The organism is Gordonibacter sp. An230, assembly GCF_002159915.1.
Taxonomy (GTDB): Bacteria; Actinomycetota; Coriobacteriia; order Coriobacteriales; family Eggerthellaceae; genus Rubneribacter.
In genome coordinates this window covers 27,324-51,493 of record NZ_NFJP01000016.1, presented here as the reverse complement: position 1 = coordinate 51,493, position 24,170 = coordinate 27,324, and the positions used below count along the sequence as shown (strand labels likewise).

Genomic DNA, 24,170 nt, shown 5'->3' with positions numbered 1-24,170 from the left:
GGCGCATGCCATCGATCATTCCCCTTCCCGATGGAGGGAAGATCGTCAAAACCAACTGCTTCGAATGCCATGCGAAATGCGGGGTTCTCTGCGAAGTGGACAAGAACGGAACCCTCGTCGGCGTAAAGGGCAATCCCGACGACCCGCGAAACGAAGGGCGCATGTGCGCCAAGGGATTGTCAGCTCCTAAAATCCTTTACGATCCCGAGCGCTTGCGTGTGCCGCTGAGACGCATCGGCGAGCGCGGCTGCGGACAATGGGAGGAAATCTCATGGGACGAGGCGCTCGACTGGCTCGTCGAGCGCATCCAGACGCTCACGGAAACATATGGGGCCGAAACCATCGCCTACGGGCAGGGAACGGGACGCGGAACCAACCAGTGGACGAAAAGAGCGGGGAACTCCGGCGGGCGCGTTCATCACAGCTTGGCGCCGGGCAACATCTGCCTCGGCCCCATGATGGTGCAATCGATGATACAGTTCGGGATGCTGCCCATCTATGACGGCTGCGATTTCGACCATGCCGATTGCATTGTGTTCTGGGGATGCAATTCCATGTGGACGGAAGCCACGTACACCTCCGGGCAGATCGGCCGCAGCCGCGATCGCGGCGCCAAGCTCATCGTCATCGATCCGCTGTTCGAACATCCGCTCGCCGCAAAGGCCGACCACTTCGTCGGCGTTCGACCAGGGTCGGATACGTACCTGGCCTACGCATGGATCAACGTCATCATAAACGAGCGCCTTTACGACCGTGATTTCGTCGCCCACCACACCAACGCCCCCATGCTCATCATCGAAGGGTCGAACGCTCCCCTGACCGAGGCCCACGTGACGCCCGGCGGAAACAAGCGGACCATGCTCGTCTGGGATCGAAAGACAAACGGCTTCGCCCCCCTCAACGAACGGGGCGCAGACGAAGACCTTGAGTATCGGGGCACGCTCACCTTGGCAGACGGAAGCAGCGTGAAGGTGAAGACGGTGTGGCTCGAGCTGAAAGAGCGCGCCGACGCATGGACTCCCGAAGCGGCATCGGAGCGCTGCTGGGTGAGCCCTGAGCGAATCCGCGAATCGGCTCGCACGTACGCAAGCGCGCCGTCGGCCACCATAAACGTGTTCCAAGGCGTGGAAGAGCAGACGAATTGCCGAGACACGCTGCAGCTCATCAACATCATCATCGCCATCACTGGCAATTTGGAGCGGGTCGGCGGAAACCTCAGCATGCCGTTTTGGAACCACATGATGCCCCTCGGCGGACGCGATCCGAAGACCCAGAAGGAACTCGTCCTCGTCGACGAACGCGCCTCGGGCGACCTCATCGGAACCTCGAACCCCAGCGTCGTGTTCGAAGCCATGAGGACGGGCAAGCCCTACCCCGTGAAAGGATACATCTCGGTGCAGGGCAACCCTTTGTCCTGGTCCGAGAACACCGCGCTTGTCAAAGAGTCGCTCATGCACCTCGATCTGCTCGTGGTCATGGACTACTACCTGTCGCCCACCTGCGAGCTTGCCGACCTCGTGCTGCCCTCCGCTCACTGGACCGAACGAGATTACATCGCCGACGAAGTGTGCTGCGAGTGGGTGTTCGGCCAGCAGAAAGCAGTGGAGCCTTTGTACGAACGCAAAAGCGACGTGTGGTTTTGGCGCACGCTGGGACACCGCCTCAATCCCGAATGGTGGCCATGGGAGACCGACGAGGAACTGTTCGATTGGCAGCTCGCTCAAACCCACGCGGGCGTCACGTGGGCAGAGCTCAAGGACAAGTGGATACACCAGTTGCCGCGTCCGGCATCGCGGAACTTCGAGGAAAACGGCTTTCTCACTCAATCGGGACGCGTCGAGCTGTACACGCCCGTGAGCTTCTTCAAGCATCGCGACCCCCTTCCAACGGCCAGCGAGCCGAAGGAAAGCGTCTACTCGACGCCCGATATAGCCAAAGAGTATCCGCTCACCGGCGTGACGGGGCGTCGCTACCCCATCTATTATCACTCGGCGTATCGGGGGATCCCGCACCTGCGCGAGATCGTCCCCGAGCCCCAAGTGATCTTCCATACGTCTTTGGCCAAGAAGCTGGGGATCGAGCGCGACGAGTGGGTGTGGATCGAATCTCCGACCGGTCGCATCACCATGAAGGCTCGGCCGAGCGACGGGGTCGACCCGCGCGTGTGCTTCATTCCACACGGATGGTGGCAATCCTGCCCTGCCTTGGGGCTCCCTGGATACCCCGACGGATGCGCGAACGCCAACATGCTGACCAGTGATCGCGCCTACAACGAAGAGTTTCTCACGCCCGGTCTGCGCAGCACCCTCTGCCGCATTGTGAAGAAAGAAGGCGAATGAGCATGGCAAGCGACGAAAAACCCTCGGAAAAACGCTATGGAATGGTCATTGACCTGGATAAATGCTCTGGATGCCAAGCATGCGCAGTCGCATGCAAAATGGAAAACGACGTGGATCTCGGCGTGTTCCGCAGCCGCGTGTACCGCATGGGGCCCATCGGCGAGTTTCCCGACAACTTGGAAATGTTCTATTTCCCCACCATGTGCATGCAATGCGAGCATCCCAGCTGCATCGAAGTGTGCCCGACGAAGGCGACCTACCGCACGGAAGACGGCGTGGTGCTCGTATCGGCGAATCGCTGTTTCGGTTGCCAGTACTGCATATGGGCATGCCCGTACGAAGCCCGGACCCTCAACCCGAACACCAAGACGGTTGAGAAATGCACGCTGTGCATTCACAAGCTTCGGCGGGGCGAACAGCCTCCCTGCGCCTACACATGCACCACGGGTTGCCGCGTGGCGGGCGATATGAACGACCCCGCAAGCGAGATCTCCAAGGTGCTCGCCGCAAACGAAGACCGCCAGTACCGCATCCATCCCGAATTCGGAAACAACCCGTCCGTTGTGTACCTCATCCCGAGAAAAGGAGCTGAAACGCTATGCAGATCCATTGGCCGCTCGTAATATCGACGACTTGCCAGCGCGTAGGGCTGGGCATGTACCTATGCGCGCTCCTGATCAACTGGACGAGCGGGACGGCCCTGCCTATGAACGTCGTCTCTCTCGCCGCCATCGTTTTCTTAGGGATAGGGGGCGTCGCCTCGGTCTTCCACCTGCAATCGCCCTCACGGTTCTTCAACGCGTTTTCGAACCTCGGATCGCATCTCACGCAAGAGGCCTTGATCACGCCGTTTCTGGGCATCGCGCTTCTGGCATGCGGGCTGAACGGCTTCCTCTTCGATATCGGCGCAGCGTCTTTCGCGCTTGAGGCTGCAGCCGGCGCGCTTGCGCTCGCGTTCCTCGTGTGCACCGGGCTCGCCTACCAAATGCGCTCGCGCCCCGCCTGGAACACGAAGTTCATCATCGTTCTCTTTTTGCTCACGGCGGCGGAAGCGGGAAGCGTCGCCACCATGGCAGCCTGCCTCGGCCTTGGCATCGCCATCCCCGACACGCTTGCCGCCACGACGATCACGTGCTTCGTCCTGTGCGCACTCACGCAGATAGCCTACACGCGCCGCATGCGCTCTGTCGGCTACGGCGTGAACGTGCATGCCGCCGAACGCCCATACCGCACCCCGTACATCGCCTGGATCGCGAGCGGGATCGTCGGCACGGGAGCAGGCATCTCCCTGGCCTTGCTCCTCTCCTCGTTCGAGGGGGCGGCGTTCGCGCTGGCGGCCTCGGCTTTGGGAATCGCCTCTTGGACGGTGCTCTTCTTCAAGGGGGCTCTGAAAGCGAAGATGCTTCCCATGTACCCCGTCGACCTCAACCTCGACATATGAGAGCGAGCCCCCTTTCGCTTCTCCTCCGGAGGCTATCCCTCGCTCGAACGACGGCAGGTTGCCTCCGAACCTGGAATTTCGAAGCCCACCATGCACAACGTGCATAGATGGGCTTCGAAATTAGCAAGGACGACCAACCGTTTGAAGGCGGGCAACCTGCGACATCCGTATTTGTTCCATACCGATGCAGGTTCCTATACTTCAAAGAAGACGAGGCCGATTCGAAAAAGGAGGTGGAATTCCAATCGGCCAACCATGACCGCGCCCTTCGTTTGCTCGTACGCGCTCGGCTCTCCCGCTAAACCAGTGATCCAAACGCGTTTGTGCAGAATCCGAAGTTCAGCGGCCACATGCAGAGGCGCATCAACATCAAGGAGGAAACCATGGAAAAGAAGTCGTTCTTCGGATGGCCGTTGGTCATCGTGCTCGGCCTCATGTACTTCATGTCATCGGGCTTCGTCTTGTCCACCGCCCAGATCGTCAACCCCATGATGCTGCAGGATCCCTCGATGGGGATGACCGGCACCGCACTGGGCGCAGGATTCTCGCTCTTCGTCTTGATGCAAGGCTTGCCGTCGCCCCTCGTCGGCCAAATGGTCGCCAAAAAAGGCGCTCGATTCACCATGGCCATCGGCGGCATCATCATGCTCATCGCCGCCCTCGCAATGGTGTTTCTCGTGAAGAGCGATATCCTGTACTTCGTCTTTTTCGGCATCATTCTCAGCGTCAGCACCATCATGGTCGGACAGATCTCCGTGCAAAGCACGGTGGGAGAATGGTTCGTCGCCAAACGAGGCGTGGCCATGGCGGTGACCATGGGCATCGGCGGACTCGCATCGTTCGCCGCCCCCCTCGTGGTTAACAGCATCGTTGGCGCATCCGGCGGAGCGTGGCAAAGCGGCTGGTATCTCATCACCGTGTTCGCCCTCATCTCCATCCCCCTGGCCCTGCTCGTCGTCAAAAACAAGCCTTCCGACATCGGACAGACGCCCGACGGCGCAACGCCCGACGCCTCCAACGGCAAAGCAAAGAGGGTTCTCAAGGTGTACAAGAACACCGACAAGATCGAGTACCGTCAAGCAATCCGTTCGCCGTTCTTCTGGCTTATCGCAATAGGAGGAGCGGGTGGATTCTGCGCATTCAGTTTGGCCACATCGCAAGGCGTCATCCATTTCACCTCGCTTGGGTTCGACAACGGAGCCATCGTCGGCGCTGCCGCCGCCATGGGCATCGCCAGCATGATCGGAAAACTGGCCATCGGTCTTCTGGCAGACATTATCGAGCCTATCCGCATCATCGGCGCAGCACTCGTGCTCGTCGTCGTTGGAATCCTGTGCGCAGCAATGGCCTCAAACGTCGCCATGATTTACGTCTACTATGTCTGCACGGGGCTCGGATTCGGCGCGATAGCCACGAATCTGCCCACCACTGTTGCGAACTATTTCGGCCTGACCGCATATCCGAAGAATCTCAGTACCACGATGCTGACCACGACCATCCTCTCCTCGATCATACCGGTTATGGCTGGCGCCCTATACGACGCAACAGGATTCGCCACGACGGCGTTCTACGTGACGGCCGCCATCGTGGCCGTGTGCGCCGTATGCGCCTTCCTTGTCCGCATTCCTGAGAAAGCCCGAAACATGCAGTAGTCCCCTACGCCGCAAAGCTGCCGCCTCCGGCGTACGGACGCAGCAGCTTTGCGGCACTCGCTCACGCAAGCGCATCTTGCATTCTAAGGGAGATCCATCATGGACACGTCCAACCCCACCCTTCCGAAGCGCCTCGTCGGCATCGCAATCGCTCTTGCCTGCGTTGCGATATCGTTCATCGTCCCTGAGTCGGAAACCCTTCCACGAGAAGGGGCTGTGGCCCTCGGCCTCACAGCGGCATTGGCCTCGCTTTGGGCAACATCCGCGTTCCCCATCGGCGCAACCGCGCTGCTCGTGGCGGCCCTGCTGCCCATACTTGGAGTAGTGGACGTAGGACAGGCGTTCGCAGGATTCGCCAGCTCCGCCTTGTTCTTCATCATAGCAGTGTTCGCGCTACCTGTTGTCATGTTGAAAACGAAATGGGGAGCGCGCCTCCTGTCTGCGCTGCTCGCAAAAACGGGGACGGATTCGCGCAAATTGATCTTGGGTTTCATGACGGCAACCGCTCTCGTGTCCACAGTGATGTCCGACGTGCCCTGCACGGTTCTTTTCCTTGGGTTCGCGCTTGCCATCCTGAAAGCGGCCGATGCGAAGCCCGGATCGTCGAACCTTGGAAAGTGCCTTATGATCGCCATTCCCGTCGCATCGGTCACGGGAGGGGTCGCCACGCCAGCTGGAAGCTCGTTTAATGTGGTGGCCATGGGCGTGATGCAACAAATAACAGGAAGCACCATCAGTTTCTTTGACTGGATGATTGTCGGATTCCCCGTAGCCATCATTATGACGCCTATTCTTTGGCTATCCATTACCACCATCATCAAACCTGAACCCATCACTGAAGCGTGCCTGAAGAGCATTCGTGATGAAGCGGAACAGGCTACGAGCGTTGAGCCGTACGAGGTGAAAGCGCTCGCCATCGTCGGCCTTCTCGTCATGCTCTGGATCCTCGGAAACTGGATTCCCGCGCTCAACGTAACCGTTGTCGCGCTTGTCGGACTCGTCGCCATGTTTGCACCGGGCATGAACCTGCTTTCATGGAAAGAGTTCCAAGATGCCGTCCCCTGGGGTATCGTCCTTATGTGCGGCACCGTCATGACCATCGGCGGCGTTGTTCAAAACACTGGCGGAGCTGAGTTTTTAGCCAGCCTTTTCATGAACAGCGGAGTCACCGCTCTCGGATTTTTCGGCTCCATGGCCGTACTCATGACGCTCGTGTACGTGCTCCACACCGTCTGCCCCATCGGCGCAGCCATTCTTAGCGTCTTCATCCCCATTTTCATCACGCTCTGCGAGGGATTCGGCGTCTCTGCCGCAGCGCCCACCATATCGCTCGCCATCGTGGTTGCCGGCAACGTGCTGCTCCCCGTCAACCCAACGGTCATGCTCACGTACGGAGAGGGGTACTACACGTTCGGCGACATGTTCAAAGCCGGAGCGATCCCCGCCGCCGCATTGATCGCGCTCATCACGTTCTGGGTGCCGTTTGCCGTAGGGTCATTGGGGATATAGCTTCTCCCCAAGAGCTCTACCCCACACCTTACCGTACCGCGAAAGCCCTGACCGCAGCTCTTTTCATGATCGCATTGCCCCGACAATGCCCCTCCCGGGCTCCTCGCGGCGCCTCCGTCCATGCAGCATCGCAGATGCCGCGGGCCGCTCGGCCTCGAGCGGCCCGCCGACGTCCTTTAGGAAGAAGCGGCCGCGCGACGTCAGAGCGCGTCATCGCTTTCGAGCACCACGCGCACACGCAGATGGAGGCGGTCGAGCAAGTCGGCCAGCTCGTCATGCGCAAGGCCGAGCTGGCGTCCCACCGCCGCAAGGTCGCCTTCGTGCTGCGCGAGCAGCGCCCGCATGAGCTGACGCTCTTCGGACAGCGCATCCTCCTCGAAGCTCGACCGCATCGGCATCGGCCTGCGTCGTCCACCAGAGACCGCATGGGCGACCGGGCCGTCCGGCATCGCGTTGGCCGCGTTCGCTATATGAGGCGGCAGCGAGTCCGGAGTGACGTTTGCCCCTTCCCCCTGCATGATCAGGCAGCGCTCGACGATGTTGCGCAGCTCGCGGACGTTGCCCGGCCAGCTGTAGGCTTGCAGCGCTTCCACCGTTTCGGCGGGAAACGGCGTGCACGGCACTTCGAGCATCGAAGATAGCTGGCCGTTGAAGTAGTCCACGAGCAAGGGGATGTCGGCGGCGCGCCGGCGCAGTTGCGGAAGCCGCACCTCCACGAGGCTCAGGCGGTAATAGAGGTCGCTGCGAAACTTCTTCTCGGCCACGAGCCGCTCGATGTTCTGGTTCGTCGCGGCTATCACGCGCACGTCCAGGGTTTTTTCGGTGTTCGATCCCAGCTTCGTCACGCTTTGCTCCTGCAGCACGCGCAACAGGCTCACCTGCATGTCCACCGGCATCTCGCCAATCTCGTCGAGAAACAGCGTGCCGCCGTCGGCGTACTCGAACTTGCCCACCGCGCCCGTCTCGCGTGCGCCGGTGAACGCCCCGCCCTCGTAACCGAACAGTTCGGTTGCCAGAAGGTCGCGTGGAAAAGCGCCACAGTTTACGGCCACGAACTTGCCGGCGCGCCCGCTGCGCCGATGCAGCGCACGCGCCACCACCTCCTTGCCGGTGCCGGTCTCTCCCAGCAGCAGCACGTTCGTCTTGATGGGTGCCACCTTCTGCACCATGCGGTCGATCTTCTTCCATTCCTCGGTCTCGCCGATATAGTCCACCTCGCCTCCCGTGGGCATGACCGTCGCATCGCTGCGTCGACCGGCGGCGCTCTTGGCGTTGCGCTCGGCCTCGCCGCCGTCCTCGAACACGAGCATGACGAACGGCTCCTGCCCTTCGATGTCCACCGTAGCGCGACGCACGAGGTTGAGCTCGTGCGTCGCACGTGAGCGGCCTTTCTTGAATCGTATGGGCAGCGGGGCCTCCAGCTTCTCCGGCAAATCGAGCACGTCCTGTACGGAGAAGCCCTTCCCCAGGTAGGCCCCGAGCGACTGCGACCCGTAGGAGTACTGCTCCCAACCGGGACAGTACGGTCGCATGCCCGCGTTGCCGCCGAGGATGCGTCCGCTGGAATCGATCAGCAAGACAGGATGCTCGTAGGCCAGCATGAGCGGTTTGAAGAAGTCCACCGTCGAGAGCAGCGCGCCTTTCTTCGCTCCCGCACGATACAGGTCGTTCGTCAACGACACGCCGATGCGGCAGAGTTCCAGCGCGCTTTGCGGGAGCACGGCGAAGGGGCTGTTGATGTTCATGGCGCCGTAGTACTTGCCGGCCCCGTCAAGGTAGGGCACCGACACGCCGGAGTACGTCTGCACGATGGCGCGGTAGTGCTCGAACCCGTCCACGCGCACCGGACGCTTTTCGTACGCGACCAAGGTCGCGTTGCCCGTGCCCACGTCCTCTTCGCGCATGAAGGTGCCGAATGTGCGCGGATACGCCGTCAGAGGCGACAACAGCTCGAACACGAAGTTCTCTCCGTCCATGAGCGACACGTTGCAGCCGAGCATCTCCTTGATGAACTCCATCACCGGAACGGTTGCCTTGAGCGAGGCGGCGAAGCGCTCCCGCTTCTCCTCGAGCAGCGGGACATTCTGCTCGGCGAAATCGCTCGACCACGGATTCACGCCCGCCGCGCGGCATCGAATCCATGAGCGAGCGATTTCGGGGCGCACCTTGTCCTCGAGCACGGTGCCGGTGCCGACGAACGTCTTCCAAGCCTCTATCGCGTGTTCTTTTCGATATACCACGTGCGTTCCCCTCCGTCCGATCGATGCCTCAGCGTCTTCGCTGCGATTGCCGCCCGATGCCCAGCGCTTCGCGGTACTTCGCCACGGTACGCCGCTTGATGTCCACGCCCTCGCCGTTCAAGATGGCGGTGATCGAGGCGTCGCTCAGCGGCGTGCGACGGTCCTCGTGGGCGACCAGGTCCTTGATGCGGTCTTTGATGGCCAGCGACGACAGCGCGTGACGCCGTTCCTCCGCCGAACATGCAAGCGAGCTCGAGAAGAAATGCTTGAGCGGATACACGCCCCATGGGGTGAGCACACGCTTGTCCTGAACCGTGCGACTGATGGTGGACACGTGCACGCCAAGCGCGTCGGCCGCCTGCTGCATGGTGAGCGGGCGCATGCGTGCATCACCGCCGACGAAGAAGTCGTACTGGGCTTCCACCAGGTACACGCCGAAACGGTGAAGCGTCTTCTTCCGCTGATCGATGTTCGCAAGCGCCGCGTCGGCCTCGGCCCGCTTCTCGCATACCCATTCCAGCGTATCTCTATCCAAAGCGCCTTGGCGAATCAAACGGTCATAGGCGCCGTTGAGCACGAGCGTTTCCGACAACTCGCCAGTCACTCTCACCGAGAACCCGACGCCGTCGCGCCGGATAGCGAGATCGGGGATGACGTAGACGGTTCCTTTGCGCTGCGAGAACGAAGCGCCCGGTCGCGGATTGAGCGAGCAGATGGCCTCGCGCAAAGCCGAAAGGTCATCGATGGTCAGATGATACGTTCGCATGAGCTTCGTCGTGCGGTTCTCGGCCAGATCCTCGAGACCGGAACGCAGTATATCGCGGATGACCTCCGCATATGCGACATCATCGTCAAGCTGCAGCATCAGGCATTCGGCAAGATCACGTGCGCCAACTCCTCGAGGAGAGAGCTGCTGCACGCGCGACAGCAAACGCAACCCGTCCTCCACCGACCGACTCGTTTCCGCGCACACCGCCGCCATGCTGCCAGCGAAGTACCCGTTATCGTCTATGTTCTCAATCAGGGCGTCCATAAGCTCGCGATCATCCTCGTCGATGCGCGCGCTCGCAAGCTGCATGCGCAGATGGCTGTGAAGCGTCTCAGTCTGGGAGCATTCGTCGCGCAGGCGAGCCAGGTCGAACCCCTGGGCACCCCACGCGACAGCCGATGGCGCGCAAGCGCCAAAGTCGTCGGTCGGCGTATCGAGGTCGTCGGACACCTCAGGGCATTCCTCCGGGAACTGCTCGAACGAAAGATCTCCTCGGGCGTAATCGAGCTCAAGCAGAGGATTGCGCTCCACCAAGTCGCGCACGTACGCGTCTAGCCGCGCAACGGGCAACGCCAGCACCTCGAGACCTTGAATGGCAGTAGGGGCAAGGTGTTGCCGCGCCCGCAGCGAAACGCTCGAACGGGCCTTCACGCCCACGGTTTGGCTCGGACGCTCAGACATGTAACCCCCTTGCTCCGCCGCGCCAATGCCGACTCCTTCGGCAGAGCACAGCCTTGCCGGCAAACGGCAGTTTTCATTTTAAGATTATTATATGAATTTTTCAACTAAATATGCATTTTTATAAACATTAGCATGATTTTTGCTAATTACAAAATATAGATAACCATCGATTTTGAAGAGGCCCCCATGACGCACGACGCAGTCGATCTCCACATCCGTCCGGCATCGAAGAGCGACGCCGACGCGATAGCGCGCTTAGCCGAGGAAGCCGGCATGGGCGTCCTCGCTCCGCGCGGAACGTCGTACGTCGCGATATCCGAGAAACGCATCGCGGGCTTCATCCGCATCGTCGAAGCCGAGGGAAACCGCTACGTCAATCCCATCGTGGTAGACGCCCATGCGCGGAGACAAGGCGTCGGACGGGCGCTCATGGAAGACGCTCGGGCGCGCTATGGAACCCTGCTACTCGTCGCGCGCGGGTCGGCAGTTCCCTTCTACACGGCACTGGGATGCGAGCGCGTAAGCAGCGAACGCATCTCCCCCGCTCTTGGCGAGGACTGCGACACATGCCCTGACCTCGCCGTCTGCGAGCCCGTTCCCATGATCTACCGGTAGCGCCTCAAAGGAAAGCGTCCGAAAACACCAGCATCGAACGCGAACCATCGCACTTGCTCGGAGGAGGGGGGGGGGCGAACCGTATCGCAGCCCCCTCTCCCAAAACAGCCTGGAGCACGCTTTGGACGAAAAGCGCCAAAGCGCCTTCGAAACGCCCTTCGAGCGCCCTACCGCGGGTTCTTCGCCTCTGGAGCAGGATCGGCGGGGCCGGCGTAGGTCTGCACGATGCCGGCGTAGGTGCGCGCCTCGTCGCCGACCACCTCGAGCCCGGTGTCCATCCAGTTGCGACGGCGGATGGCCACGAGCGCCCAATCCTTCGCCGAGCCCTTGATGTAGTTCTGGTCGTTCGGCTCGCCCTTCGCCCACACCTCGCCCGACGGCAGCGTCAACTCGAGACGCAGGGGAATCTCGGGGTCGAACGCCAGCCCGTTCACGTTGTACATGTTCGGACGGCCCTGCCACGAGAGGAACAACGTGGAGGTGATGCGCTCTTTCACCACGGGATCGATGCCCAGCGCATCGTAGATATCCACGCTGTGCGCCCACAGCTCCATGAGGCGCGCCGACGCAAGAGAGCGCACGGACATGGGAGGAATGCCCGCCGCCCACGGCACGCGGCCCTTCGGCCCCAGTTCCATGAAGGCAGCCGTCATGAGGGTGCGCTGCTCGCGCCACCAATTCAGGATGTCGGCGCCGCTCTGATCGCGATAGGCCAAAACATGGAAGTGCTCGTCTTGCTCGGACGCGGCATCGGCCACGGCGTTCACGCTCTCGCCGCGCCCGTTCAAGAGCTCCACCGCGCAGTAGTCGAAGAACGCGATATGGCAGATGACGTCCTTGAACGTCCACGTGGTGCAGTACGACGCCATGCGGTTCCAGTCATCTTCGGCGAAATCGGCAACGAGCGAGTCGACGAGGGATTGCTCGGCAATGAGATCGTCGACGGGATTGAATATTTGGGACATGAGGATATCCTTTCTCAACACACCAGGTTCGGCAAAGTCGGCGAGGGCTTTCGTGGTGACCCGAATTCGAGGGGCCGGACAAGCGGTCGGTCATCGGACAAAGCCAGCAAGGACTTTCGCGGTGGCCCGAATCGGCGTGAAAGGTTGAGGAAGCGTACTTCAGTACGCGACGAAACCTTGGAGCGCCAAGGCGGGGTGCCGCGAAAGGCCGCAGCGTCGAGCGATCCGGCAGCCATCAGGCCGACGGAACAAACTGCTTCTGGATGGCACGGCCGGCGATGTGGATCATGATCTCGTCGGTGCCGGCACCGATGCGGTAGACGCGCTGGTCGCGCCACAGGCGCGAGACGCGGCAGTCCTTCGTGTAGCCGATGCCGCCCATCACCTGCAGCGCGGTGTCGCACACCTCGAACGCAGCGCGGCCGCAGTACAGCTTGGCCACGGCGGAATCGATCTGCACCGACTCGCCGTTGTCGATCTTCCAAGCCGTCTTGTACACCCAGTTGCGCATGTTCTCGATCTTCATGTACATGTCGGTGATGTGCTCCTGGATGAGCTGGTTCTTGCCGATAGGCTTGCCGAACTGGACGCGCTGCGTGGCGTAGCGCACGGCGTCCTCGTAGGCGCACTCCGCGGCGCCGAGCGACTGGGCGCATGCCAGCAGGCGCTCCACCTCGAAGTTCACCATGGCCTGCATGAAGCCGTTGCCCTCGACGCCCACGAGATCCTTCTCCTCAAGTTCCACGTCCTGCATGTGCAGCTCGCAGGTGTTGCCCATGTTCCAGCCGATCTTCTCGAGCGGGTCGATGGAGATGCCGGGCGTCAGGTTGCCCTCGTCGTCGCGCAGCGGCACCCACCACATGGAGAAGCGCGAGCGGTTGGCGCGCTCCTCAGGATCGTCGTCGGCGTCGCGGGCCACGCACAGCATGTACTTCGAGTTCACGGCGTTCGTCATGAACGACTTGCTGCCGTTGAGGTACACCTTGCCGTCGCGCCTCTTGTAGGTGCTGGCCAGCGCCGAGCTGTCGCTGCCCGCGCCCGGTTCGGTGAAGCCCAGCACGAAGCCGGGACGGCCCGCCATCACCTCGGCGAAGCACTGCTCCTGCTGCTCGGGCGTGCCGTACTCGGTCATGTCCTTGAGCGCGCACAGGTTGCCGTACACGTAGATGGGCGCGCCGTTTTTGCACACGCGCTCGGCCACCAGCATGAGCGTGATCACGTCCACGGGCGTGCCGCCGAACTTCTCGTCCACGCCCAGCATCTGAAATCCGTTCTCCAACAGCGCATCGGTGAACTCGTGCGGCCACTCGTGCTTCTCGTCGCACTCCTTCATGTACTGCTCGGTGCAGTAACGCTCCATGAGCTCGTCGAGGCTTTCGAGCAAAAGCTGCTGCTCGTCGGTCAAACTGAAATCCATCCTACCGTTCCTTTCCTTCGATTCTCCGTATGCCTTGTCCCATGAAATACCGGTACGTATCCCCCGTGCGCTCCCTGCGCACCCGTCCTTCGCCCCTGAGGTGATCGAGGTGGGCCAGCGTTTCGCACACGATGATCCACCGCTGGATGATGGGGATCTCCTCCCAAGCGCCATGCGGAATGTTCCACGTGATGGACTGAGCAAGTTCCGTGCCAGTCATGCCGGGGCGCTCTGCGATTCGCGCGAGAATCTCGTCGAGCCGCTGTCGATGATGCTCGCGCAGCCACGCGATGCGCGCGGGCATGTCTTCGGCTTGCCGTCGCGCATCGACGAGCCCATGGCCCATGCAGGCGAACGTCACCGGAAGCCGCGCCACCTTGTCCAAGCTGCGTAGGTAATCACCCAGGGAATCCGCTTCGTCGGGAAACGGCGCCATGTTGGGCGAACTGTTCATGAGCACGTGATCGCCGTAGAACATGATTCTCTGGTCGGGCAGGTACAGGCATTGATGCCCCGGCGTGTGGCCCGGCGTGTCCACGGCCCGCATCCGGTAGGGGCCGTAGCGCACCTCGTCCCCGTCGGCCAGGTTCACGAAGCTCTCGGGCATGGGCCATTCCACACGCGGGATGAGGCTGGCATCGGTGCGCTCAAGCTCGTCCAGCTCGTCCGGAGGGAAGCCCTCGCACGCGAGGCGCGCCTTCACCGTGCCGCGATACGAGCGCGCGCCCCGGCGACGGAACAGCTCCTCGTCGCGCGCGCTCAGGTACACGCACGCGTCCCTACGCGCGATCGCCGCCGCCAAACCAAGGTGATCGATGTGGAAATGGGTGAGGAACACGTCGGTGCGCGCCCGTTCCACCTGCAAATCCTCCAACGCCGACCGCAGAACCTCGTACGACGCCTCATGGCTCACGCCGGTGTCCACCAACAGGTTGCGCTCGCCGCATGCAACGAGGTAGGCGTTCGTGTACCCGATGGGCGTGCCACCGGAATAGGGCACCTGTATGAGGTAAATGGGCGGATCGTCGCAGATCTTCTCATGGTGACGGGGCGCGGCCTGCTCCTTGCGCGCATCGAAGTACGCGACGACGTCCGCCTTGCGCACCTTGCCCGCGTCGTCGCGGCCAAGATCGTCCATGAACACGACGTAGCGCGGTTTCTTGTAGCTGGCGATGAAGCGCTTGCAGTGCGACTGCACCTCGGCAGCCGTGAGGTTCGACCCCGGCAGCGGCTGGATAACCGCCGCCACGGCCTCCCCCATCACCGGGTCGTCCGTGCCGAACACGAGGCAGTCGTCGATGGCGGGATGCGCGCGCAGCACGTTTTCCACCTCGGCCACGAACACGTTCTCACCGCCGGACTTGATCATGTCCTTCTTGCGCGAGCGCACGTAGTAGTAGCCCTGCTCGTCGCGCATCATGAGGTCGCCCGTGCGCAGCCATCCGCCGGGCGCGAACGCCCCCTCGGTCAGGTCGGGCTGGCCGAAGTAGCCTTGCATCGCCGAGGCCGAGCGGAACAGCGCCTCGCCCACCTGGCCGTCGGGCACCTCGTTGCCCTTCTCGTCCACCACCTTCATCTCGACGTGCTTCATCGGCTTGCCCACGCTTTCCAGCAGCGGCGAGTCGGCCGCCAGCATCTCCCGGGTGATCTTCATGCTGGTGCCCGCGCCGCTTTCCGACTGGCCCCAGCCGTAGTTCAGCACCGCGTTGGGGAACTTGTCGTAGATGGCCTGGATAATAGGCTTCGTGGCGGCGCCCGCCGCGCTCTGCACGAGGCGCACCGAGCTCAAATCGTACCGGTCGATAGTGGGACAGCGCAGCAGGCGCAAATACGTGGTGGGCGGCAGCAGGATCATATGCGTCACGCGATAGCGGTCGATGCAATGCAGTATCCGCTCCGCGTTGAACGCCTCGCAGATAACGAGCGTCGCGCCAACCGCCAAGACGAGCGAGAACCAGCTGTGTCCGCCGTGATGCTCGAGCGGACACTGGATGAGCACGACGGCATCTGGCTCATCGCCGATGCCGTTGGAGTCCATGATGGCATCGAGCTCCACAAGGTCGGCGGCATGCGTGCGCGCGGCCCCTTTCGGCACGCCGGTGGAGCCGCCTGTGTACTGGATGCGCGACAGAGCGTCTTGGTCGCGGAACAACAAAGGCTCGTCGGCGCTTTTGCATGCGCACGCTCGATCAAGAGAGACGAGGGGCGCGTCGAAGCAAGCGGCGACGTCGCACTGCGCCCTTCGCCCCGCATCCACGCTGACAAGCGTCACCTTGTCCGAAAACGAGCGCGACGCCTCGGCCACGGACGCGGCGAACTGCGATGCGAACAGGAGCGTTCCCGCTCCGCTCGCATCCACAAGATAGCCGATCTCGCGCGAAATGAGCTTGTAGTTCAGCGGAACGGCCACGGCCCCGATCTTCTGGACGGCGTAATACACCTCCAAAATCTCGGGGCAGTTCGGCAGCAAATATGCCACGCGGTCGCCGGGCTGCACGCCCGCGTCGTCCGCAAGCAGGTGCGCGATCTGGTTGACGCGGGCGTTCAGCTCGCCGTAGGTTATCTCGTCGCCGTCGAAGATCACCGCGACCTTGTCGGGATGCGCGCGCACGCTTTCCAGAAACGGCTCGGCAACGTTGCCGTATCCCATGCAAACCCCCTTCGCAACCTCGGCGCTAACGGGCGAACCGCTCCATGGCGGCAGCGTAAGCCCCTGTTGTGGTGCAAAACGGCGATGCCGTCGATTCCGCTTGCAGACACGCCTCCAAGTTGCCGTCGGCAAGCGCGTTCACGAGGCCCTTCGTGATCTGGATGGACGCGTCGGGCATCGCGGCCAGCTCGCGCGCGAACGAAAGCGTCTCCTCCTCGAGCGCCGCCGCCGGGAACACGCGGTTCACGAGGCCCCAGTCGCACAGGCGCTGCGCAGATACCTTCCCACCGAAGAACAGCAGCTCCTTGGCGCGCTGGGCGCCCACCAACTCCGGCAAGAACTTGCACATGCCCATCTCGGGCATGATGCCTATCTGGCAGAACGCAGGCACGAACAGCGCACGGTCGGAGGCGCACACAAGGTCGGACGCGAGCGCCAGCGCGAACGCGCCCCCCACGGCGTACCCGTCCACCATGGCGATCACCGGCTTGGCCATCGAGCGCACCGTGCGCACCACGCCCAGGTAGCGTCGCAGCGTGAGGCGAGCGCCCTCCGGCCCGGGTACGGCTGCGGGACCTTGGCTCAAGTCTCCACCGCTCGAGAAGTTCTCGCCCGCGCCCCGCAGCACCACCACGCGCACCGCAGGGTCTTCGTCAGCCCGAGACAACAGGGCGTTCAGCTTGTCCATCATCGGTGCCGACAGGGCGTTTTTCTTCTGCGGCTGGTTGAGGAACACCACCTCGATGCCGCCTTCGAGCCGCTCGGCGTACACCACGTCGCGCGCCGAAGGCCCTTCGACCTCGGCGAACTCGCCGCCTTCGCTCAAAACGACAGGCTGATCTGCCATCGCATTTCCTCCCCTTCTCTTACAGCGCGCACGCCGCGCGATAGCCCATCTTGGTCGCGTCGGCGATGCGCCCCGGCGTCTCGCAGTCGCCCACGAGGTACACCTCTTTCACGAGCGGCTTCAACGCCTCGCCCAGATCGTGGTTCTCGGCAAGGCCCAGCGTGACGGCCACGGTCTTGGCGGGGATGAACAGTTCCCTGTCGCCCTCCGGCGTGGTCTGCACGGCCTTCACGCCCTCCTCGGTGATGGCCGCAACGCGCGTGAGCGGGTACAGCTCGACGTTCTCGGCCTTTTTGAATCCGCTGATCAGCCCGAAACGGTCCGAACCGCCCACGTCGAAGCCCACCTTCTTGCGCTCCTCGACGATTGTCGTGGTGCGGCCCGTCTCCATGCACAGGTGGCCGAACTCGCAGCCCGGCAGGCCGCCGCCGATGATGGCGACGCTGCGCCCGATCGGCCACGGCGATTTCTCGGTCATCGTGCGCGCGAACGACGGCGTGTAGTAATGCTTGAGGAACATCGACCCCGCGCCCCACATGAAGCTGTTGAGCGCGCCTTTCTTCCCCGCAGGCTTATGGCCGTTGATCATCTCGAGGAAATCGTGCGACGACACGACGTTCTTGCCGTCGGCGCCCGGCACGTCCAGCCCCACGGGCTTGCCGCCCACCGCGACGATGGCCGCGTCGGGCTTGACCTGCCGCACCGTCTCGGGCGTGACCTTCGTCTTGAGGTGCACGGTGATCTCGGGATGCTGCTTCACCTGCGCGAGGAGGTAATCCAGGTAGCGTTCGTGATAGGGGCTGAATATGCTGCTCATCTTCACGCATCCGCCGAGGCGCGGACCCTCCTCGTACAGGTCCACGGCATGGCCGCGCTGCGCCGCCGTCAGCGCCGCGTTGATGCCAGCCGGCCCCGAACCCACCACCATCACCCTCTTGCGCTTCGCCGCTTTCGGGAAGGCCTCGTGGTCGAGCTCCTCGCCCAAACGCGGGTTCACGCCGCAATAGTCGAGCGGTTTGCCCTGGCTCACCACGTCGTCCAGGCAGCGGCAGCACACGATGCACAGGCGCATGTCGCGAGTGCGGTCCTCCATCACCTTGCGGGGCAGCGCCGGGTCGGCGATGCTGTAGCGCAGCCCGGCCACCACGTCCATCTTGCCGTCCTGCAGGTTCCGCTCCATCACGCGCGGGTCGGTGTTGCGATACCCCTGAGCCACCGGCTTCTTCGCCACGGTCTTGATCTGCTGCGAGATGAACGCCCAGTGACCGTCCTCGATGACCTTCGTGGTGAGCGGCTCACTCGTCTCGTGCCATCCCACGGCCAGATCGTGCAGGTCGCATCCCGCCTCTTCCAGCATCGGCGCGATGCGCAGCGCCTCTTCCATGGACAGGCCCGGGCCCGCAGGGCTCTTGATGAAGTCGACGGGCGACCAGCGCACCACGATGGGGAACTCCGGCCCCACCGCTTCGCGCACCCCGCGGATCACCTCGAGCGTCAGCTTCACGCGGTTCTCCAGGCTGCCGCCGTATTCGTCGGTGCGGTTGTTGGTGGCGCGCGCCATGAAGCGGCTCAGGATGCCGCCCACGCCGGCCATGACCTCGATGGCGTCGAACCCGGCCGCCTTGCACACGCGCGCCACGTTGAAGAACTGCCGCTTGAACGCCTCGATCTGCTCGAGCGTCATGGCGCGGAAGCCGCCCATGAACTTGAGGATGGCGATGTCGGAGGGGCCGTAGGGGCCTTCCGGTGTTTCAGCGTCGGGCTTCCAGTCATGCACGTAGTACGGCTGCGCGCAGATGAGGCCGCCATGCTTGTGCACCGGCTCGATCATATAGCGCTGCAAATCGGGAATGCAGCTTTCGTCGTAGCAGCTGGGCAGCTCGTGGATGTGGCCGGGGTCGACCTCGTTGCGCTTCCACGGGCAGACGGTTTGGATGATGAGGGCCGTCTGCCCTTCGGCGCGCTCCTCCAGGTAGTTCGCCAAACGCTGCGTGGGGCGGTTGTCCTTCGTCACGTAGCCCGCGCCCGGCGACATGGACGTGGTGATCATGCGGTTCTTCAAGGTGACGCCGTTCACCCGCAACGGCGATCCCAAGATGGGGTACTGCGTGCTCATAGCCTCAAATCCTCTCTCGGTGTTCCTAGCCCAGGCGAAACTCCACGCCCATGCCGCCGCGCGGATAGTTCCACGACGTGACCACCGTGCCCTTGGCGGCCACGAGGCACGTGCCGCACTCCAGGCATCCGGCGTAGTCGAAGCTCAAGCTCCCCTGCTCGTCGATCACGTACAGGCCGGCCGGACACAGCTTCGCCAACCGTTCGATGTCTTTTTTGCTGGCCGCCTTGTCCACTTCGATATGGGCGCACTCCTCGTCCACGTGGAACTTGTCCGCGGCAAGCTTCTCCTCAACCGTCATCTGCTCGATCACAGCGCCTTCAACCCCTTTCGCGCATCCTTCGCCAGCGTCATGAGGCCCACGCCTTTCGCTGCTGCCAGGGCCTTCTTCGTCAGCTTCTTCGGCGGCGCGCCGTCCACGCGGAACATGCCCAGCATCAGGTCCTCCAACATGACGGGATACTCGGCGAACATGCGCCTCGTCTGTTCCATGAAGGAGGGGAAGCCGCGATAGAACTTCAGATCCCGCATCACGAAGCTCTCATCGAGCAGCGTGCGGTACACGCCCAGACTGGCGGCGCGGTAGTCGTCGGCTTCGCGCGCCTTGAGGATGGCCTCGGCAGCCAAGCGCCCCGACTCGATGGCGAAGTCCATGCCGCGCACGCAGTAGCCGGTGTTCAGCCCGAAGCCCGCGGCGTCGCCCGCGATGAGCACGCCGTCGCGCACAAGCTCGGGAACGGCGGCGATGCCTCCCTCGAGGATCATGCGGCCCGTGTACTCGCGCAGGGTGCCGCCTTCGATGAGCGGAGCCACCACGGGATGGCGCTCCAAGCGCTTGAGCATCTCGGGCACCGAAGTGTCGCTGTGGTCGATGTCGCCGATGGTGGTGACCACGCCGAGCGAGATGCTGTCGCGGTTCGTGTACAGAAAACCGCCGCCGATATGCCCGTCGGTGCACGACCCGTCGAACAGCCAGGCGCAGCCCTCGCCCGGCGCGCAGCCGAACCGATCCGACACGGTCTTCTCGTCTAGCTGGATGACCTCTTTGGCCGACACCGCCATGGCGTGCGGGTCGAGCGGCGACACCATGCCCAGCTTCTGGCCCAAAAGCGACACTGCGCCATCGGCCAAAAGCACCACCTTCGCCTCCATGTCGTCCTCGCCCGCACGCACGCCGCACACGCGTCCGTCGCGCACGATAAGGTCGTCCACGCGAATCTCATTGACGAACATCGCCCCCTCGTTCTCCGCCTGCTCGGCCAGCCACTGGTCGAACGGAGCGCGCAGCACCGCGTACGAAGCGCACGCCGGCGCGCCTAGGGACGTGCTCGCGAAGTCCATCGTGGTGGCGCTGTCGTTGGTGAGAAACGACAGGCGCTCTCGCGTGATCAGCCGCTCCACCGGAGCAGACGCCGCAAAGCCCGGCATGAGCTTTTCAAGGCTGTGGCCGTACAGACGGCCGCCCGTCATGTTCTTGGAGCCGCTGAACGCCCCGCGCTCCACCACGACCACCTCCACGCCGGCCTTCGCCAACGCGTACGCCGCCGCGCAGCCGGCCAGGCCGCCGCCGACGATCACAACATCGAATACTTCTTCGTCCACCGGGTAGTTCTCCTCTTTCTCTCGATTGCGCGATTTACCGACCGCTGCGCTTCCACGACTTCCGGGACAGCGCAAGCGTGATGGGAACCAAGACGACGGCCAGCACGTACAAAGCGATGACCAGGATGAAGCACAGGTCGAACGAGCCCGTCGTGTCGTATATCGTGCCGTACACCAAAAACGAGATGGCGGTGGCGATGAAGATGCCCGTGGACACCCAGGAGTAGATCTGCGAGTAGTTGAGCGAGCCGAAGGCCGCGCGCGCCAGCATGGGGGCGATGACCGTAAGGCCCGCGTAGCCGCCGCCGAACACGACCATACCCGCGTAGAACAGGGCCACGTTCTCGCCGGCGATGTAAGCGAGCAGGATGCCGATGGCTCCGCACGACGCGGCGATGATGCCCGTGCACTTGACGCCGATTTTGTCGTTGAGCGCGCCCAGCACCAGCTTGAACACCACGCCGCCCACCATGATGATGGACACGGCCATAGCGCCCGCGCTCGCGCCGAGCGCTCCGTGCGAGCAGAACGCGGGAATCTGCTGGAAGAACGCAGCGCACATGACGAAGATGCACGCCACGAGGATGAGCAGGTAGAGGCCGGGCGACTTGATGGCCTGGGCCACCGTGGCGCCCTCGTCGGCCTCGGAGGCTGCAGCGAGCTTGCTGTCGGACGCGTCCATCTCGTTCGCGCCGAACGGCATGAGGCCCATCGCCGACGGGCTCTTGCGCACGAACGCCACCGTCAGCGCCACCGACAGCACCGTGGTGAAGAGGGAGAGCGCGACGCGGGCCGTCTGCCATCCGAACTGATTGATCAACTCCTGCCCGATGGGGCTTGCAACAGCTGCCAAGATGGACAGCACCGCCGCCGTGATGCTGACGGCCATGCCCGCGCCCTTTTTGAACCACGCGTTGATGAGCACGGGCGCCGCCAGATACATGAAGAACGCCGAAGTCACGCCGAACACCACGCCGTAGAGGTTCCACTGCCACAGTTCAGTGGCCCAGGCGCTCGCCCACGACGCCAAGCCGAACGTCGCCGACACCGCCGCGAGGATCCAGCGCGGGTTGTACCTCTCCATCAGCTTGCCGGCGATAGGCGCGCACACCGCCGCGACGAGCGGCTGGATGGTGCGATACATGGTGGTGTCGGTTTGGGTCCATCCGAACTGATCCATCACCGGAGCCACGAAAATGCCCGACGTGTTGCCGATGACGCCCGTCGGGATGGAGTAGAAGCCGATGCAGCCGATCACGACGAGCCACGCCCACACAGTTCCTTTGGTTCGAGCAGTGCCCATGTCCTCATCTCCTTGTCTCGAACCCCTGAAAACTACGATGAGAGACACGAAGCAAATACCGTGCCAAGTTGGATGGAGGCGAGGTGAAGGACAGGCCCTGCCGCATTCCCTTTGTGCCGCAAGACGCGCCAGCCTATCTACATCACGCGCAACGGCGGGGTGGACCTCGTTGTCATGGACGCCCAAGCGTTCGACGAGGCCATGGAGCTGCGCGATTTGGCCTACAAGCGCGAAATGCGCACGTTGGAAGGTATCAAGCAGGGCCGCGACGAGATCCGGCAAGTGCTCGGCAGGCCCTATCGCGAAGTGCGCGAGAAGATGGGTCTTTGATGGACGAGCCGCGAGAGGAAGATAACCCGACAACCTACGAGGTGATCGTCTCCCCCATCGTCCTCGAAGCGATGACGAACATCGCTTCGAGGACCGACCGGACGAGGATCGACAGGGTTCTCTGCATCCTCGACACGGTTCCCGGTATTGGCCGCACCTACGATCCCCTGTACGAAGCAGCGAAACCCGAGGAGCCTGTGATGGTCGCCTACGCCGGGCACTACGGCATCTATTACGAAGTATCCGACGAGCGCGAAGAGGTGTACGTCTACTACATCGAAGACCAGGGTCGCGACCCTTTGTCGCGGTTCAGACCGCGCAACCAGAATGACGGGGCCTTCGCTTCCTGAACGGGGGGCGCGACCGCCATCGCGCCCCCGTCGCGCTTACCCGAAGGGGCCGTTCTCCTTCTTGAGCAGCTGGTCGCCGTACAGTGCGGCGATGTCGTCGGGCGTGGCGCCCAGCTCCTCCAAGATGTCCTCGTTGTCGGCGCCCACGAGCGGCATGCCGCGCCAGATCTGCCCAGGATTGTTCTTCATCCGCGGCACCACGTTCACCCCGCGCACCACGCCGTCATCGTACGAGCTCTGCCACTGCGTGAAGCTCTCACGCGCGATGTAGTGGGGATCGCGCTCTGCCATCTCGAACGTGTAGATGCGGCTGCACGGCACGCCCGCGTCCAGCATGATGCGCTCGGCCTCCTCGGCGGTGTGCTGCTTGAAGAACGCCTCCATGGCCTCTTCCAGCACGATGCCCGCCTCGCTGCCGAACGGGATAACGGACGCGCCCTCGGGGAACAGCTCGCCGCCGTACTCCAGGCCGAACACGGGCAGCGCCGCGCGCACCACGCCGGGGCCGAGGATGAGCGTATAAATTGGCACGCCGTCCTTGCAGATGTAGGTGCCGTAGCCGGCGCTCGACGTGCTGTGCGACCCCTCGCGCACGGGCAGCGCGCCCGTGTTCAGGTAGTTCAGCGCGTAGAAGCCCTCGCAGCGCAGCATGGCCTCGTACTGGGCCACGTCCACGCTGTCGCCCTTGCCCGTGCGCTGCGCGTTGATGTAGCCGGCCAGCGCGCCGATGCTGGCCATGAAGCCCGCATAATAGTCCGACACCTGGGGAAACGCGAGCACCGGCAACCGGTCGGGATAGCCGTTCATCTCCATGAAGCACCCGTAGGCTTGCCCGATGCCGTCGAACGAGGCGCGCGATACGTACGCCGGGTCGCCCGTCTGGCCGAAGCCCGAGATATGCGCGATGGTCAGCTTCGGGTTGATCTCCCACAGCGCTTCGTCCGACATGCCCCACTTCGCCATCTGACCCCCGCGGAAGCCGTCGACGAGGATATCGGCCTGCTTGAGCAGTTCGAAGAACCATTCGCGCCCGGCGCCGTCCTTCACGTTCATGCACAGCGAGCGCGTGTTGCGCCGCTCCATCTGCGTGCCCCAGCCTTGCAGCGCCTGGCTCGTGGGACGCGAGGTGTCGCGGCCGCGCGGGCTTTCCACGCCGATGACCTCCGCACCCAGGTCGGCCAGCAGGCTGCAGGCGAACGGACCCGCGATGGCCATGGCGAGGTTCACCACCTTCACCCCTTGCAACGGGCCGAACTTCGGGCAATCTTGAGCTTTCATACGGTTCCTCCTTTGCGGCGATGCCGTCCTACGATGGATGGACCACTTGCAAAATCGATGCCAACC

At 63.1% G+C, this 24,170-nt stretch carries 19 protein-coding genes; 8 read left to right on the top strand and 11 right to left on the bottom strand.

Annotated elements, in window-relative coordinates; translation table 11 throughout:
- Positions 1-5 precede the first annotated feature (5 nt).
- From B5F40_RS09600 to B5F40_RS09580, 5 genes are all read left to right on the top strand, one after another.
- Entirely contained in the window at positions 6-2,339 is a 2,334-nt protein-coding gene (locus B5F40_RS09600) for a molybdopterin-containing oxidoreductase family protein (RefSeq protein ID WP_087194146.1), read from the top strand.
- Positions 2,336-2,962, top strand: coding sequence for a 4Fe-4S dicluster domain-containing protein (locus B5F40_RS09595; protein WP_342395018.1), 627 nt, complete (start codon positions 2,336-2,338; stop codon positions 2,960-2,962). Before B5F40_RS09600 ends, B5F40_RS09595 begins: the two co-directional genes overlap by 4 nt.
- Entirely contained in the window at positions 2,938-3,780 is an 843-nt protein-coding gene (locus B5F40_RS09590) for a DmsC/YnfH family molybdoenzyme membrane anchor subunit (protein ID WP_087194116.1), read from the top strand. The genes B5F40_RS09595 and B5F40_RS09590 overlap by 25 nt, the downstream gene beginning before the upstream one ends.
- Before the next feature lie 383 nt (positions 3,781-4,163).
- Positions 4,164-5,432, top strand: coding sequence for an MFS transporter (locus tag B5F40_RS09585; RefSeq protein WP_162610948.1), 1,269 nt, complete (start codon positions 4,164-4,166; stop codon positions 5,430-5,432).
- A gap of 99 nt (positions 5,433-5,531) precedes the next feature.
- Positions 5,532-6,941 carry an SLC13 family permease gene (locus B5F40_RS09580; RefSeq protein ID WP_087194114.1) on the top strand — a complete coding sequence of 470 codons (1,410 nt, stop codon included), beginning with the start codon at positions 5,532-5,534 and terminating at the stop codon, positions 6,939-6,941.
- A 200-nt stretch (positions 6,942-7,141) separates the two neighbouring features.
- Here the strand turns inward: B5F40_RS09580 and B5F40_RS09575 are convergent, their stop codons facing one another.
- Positions 7,142-9,181: a sigma-54 interaction domain-containing protein gene (locus B5F40_RS09575; RefSeq protein ID WP_087194113.1), complete on the bottom strand. Its 2,040-nt coding sequence runs from the start codon at positions 9,179-9,181 to the stop codon at positions 7,142-7,144.
- Between the two features lie 28 nt (positions 9,182-9,209).
- Positions 9,210-10,631, bottom strand: coding sequence for an RNA polymerase factor sigma-54 (rpoN, locus tag B5F40_RS09570; RefSeq protein WP_087194112.1), 1,422 nt, complete (start codon positions 10,629-10,631; stop codon positions 9,210-9,212).
- Positions 10,632-10,817: 186 nt separating this feature from the next.
- Between rpoN and B5F40_RS09565 the strand changes: the two genes are divergently transcribed.
- Positions 10,818-11,246, top strand: coding sequence for a GNAT family N-acetyltransferase (locus B5F40_RS09565; protein ID WP_087194111.1), 429 nt, complete (start codon positions 10,818-10,820; stop codon positions 11,244-11,246).
- Between the two features lie 167 nt (positions 11,247-11,413).
- Here B5F40_RS09565 and B5F40_RS09560 read toward each other — a convergent pair whose 3' ends face one another.
- From B5F40_RS09560 to B5F40_RS09525, 8 genes are all read right to left on the bottom strand, one after another.
- On the bottom strand, positions 11,414-12,211 hold the full coding sequence (locus B5F40_RS09560) for a TIGR03084 family metal-binding protein (protein ID WP_087194110.1): 798 nt from the start codon (positions 12,209-12,211) through the stop codon (positions 11,414-11,416).
- A gap of 235 nt (positions 12,212-12,446) precedes the next feature.
- Positions 12,447-13,628 (bottom strand): acyl-CoA dehydrogenase, encoded by a 1,182-nt coding sequence (locus B5F40_RS09555; protein ID WP_087194109.1) that lies wholly within the window; start codon positions 13,626-13,628, stop codon positions 12,447-12,449.
- Between the two features lies 1 nt (position 13,629).
- Positions 13,630-16,278 (bottom strand): AMP-binding protein, encoded by a 2,649-nt coding sequence (locus tag B5F40_RS09550; protein ID WP_087194108.1) that lies wholly within the window; start codon positions 16,276-16,278, stop codon positions 13,630-13,632.
- A gap of 25 nt (positions 16,279-16,303) precedes the next feature.
- Complete coding sequence (locus B5F40_RS09545) at positions 16,304-17,125, bottom strand: enoyl-CoA hydratase/isomerase family protein (protein WP_087194107.1); 822 nt, start codon at positions 17,123-17,125, stop codon at positions 16,304-16,306.
- Between the two features lie 19 nt (positions 17,126-17,144).
- Complete coding sequence (locus B5F40_RS09540) at positions 17,145-19,241, bottom strand: oxidoreductase (RefSeq protein ID WP_087194106.1); 2,097 nt, start codon at positions 19,239-19,241, stop codon at positions 17,145-17,147.
- A gap of 25 nt (positions 19,242-19,266) precedes the next feature.
- Positions 19,267-19,554, bottom strand: coding sequence for a 4Fe-4S dicluster domain-containing protein (locus B5F40_RS09535; protein WP_239442986.1), 288 nt, complete (start codon positions 19,552-19,554; stop codon positions 19,267-19,269).
- Positions 19,551-20,843 (bottom strand): FAD-dependent oxidoreductase, encoded by a 1,293-nt coding sequence (locus B5F40_RS09530; RefSeq protein WP_087194105.1) that lies wholly within the window; start codon positions 20,841-20,843, stop codon positions 19,551-19,553. The genes B5F40_RS09535 and B5F40_RS09530 overlap by 4 nt, the downstream gene beginning before the upstream one ends.
- Positions 20,844-20,877: 34 nt before the next feature.
- Positions 20,878-22,146 carry an MFS transporter gene (locus tag B5F40_RS09525; RefSeq protein ID WP_087194104.1) on the bottom strand — a complete coding sequence of 423 codons (1,269 nt, stop codon included), beginning with the start codon at positions 22,144-22,146 and terminating at the stop codon, positions 20,878-20,880.
- A 111-nt stretch (positions 22,147-22,257) separates the two neighbouring features.
- On the opposite strand from B5F40_RS09525, the gene B5F40_RS09520 reads away from it, so the two are divergent.
- Entirely contained in the window at positions 22,258-22,476 is a 219-nt protein-coding gene (locus tag B5F40_RS09520; protein WP_087194103.1) for a hypothetical protein, read from the top strand.
- The gene (locus B5F40_RS09515; protein ID WP_087194102.1) at positions 22,476-22,826 is read left to right on the top strand and encodes a hypothetical protein; all 351 of its coding nucleotides are present in this window, start codon (positions 22,476-22,478) and stop codon (positions 22,824-22,826) included. The genes B5F40_RS09520 and B5F40_RS09515 overlap by 1 nt, the downstream gene beginning before the upstream one ends.
- Positions 22,827-22,862: 36 nt before the next feature.
- Here the strand turns inward: B5F40_RS09515 and B5F40_RS09510 are convergent, their stop codons facing one another.
- Positions 22,863-24,104 (bottom strand): CaiB/BaiF CoA transferase family protein, encoded by a 1,242-nt coding sequence (locus tag B5F40_RS09510; protein WP_087194101.1) that lies wholly within the window; start codon positions 24,102-24,104, stop codon positions 22,863-22,865.
- Positions 24,105-24,170 lie beyond the last annotated feature (66 nt).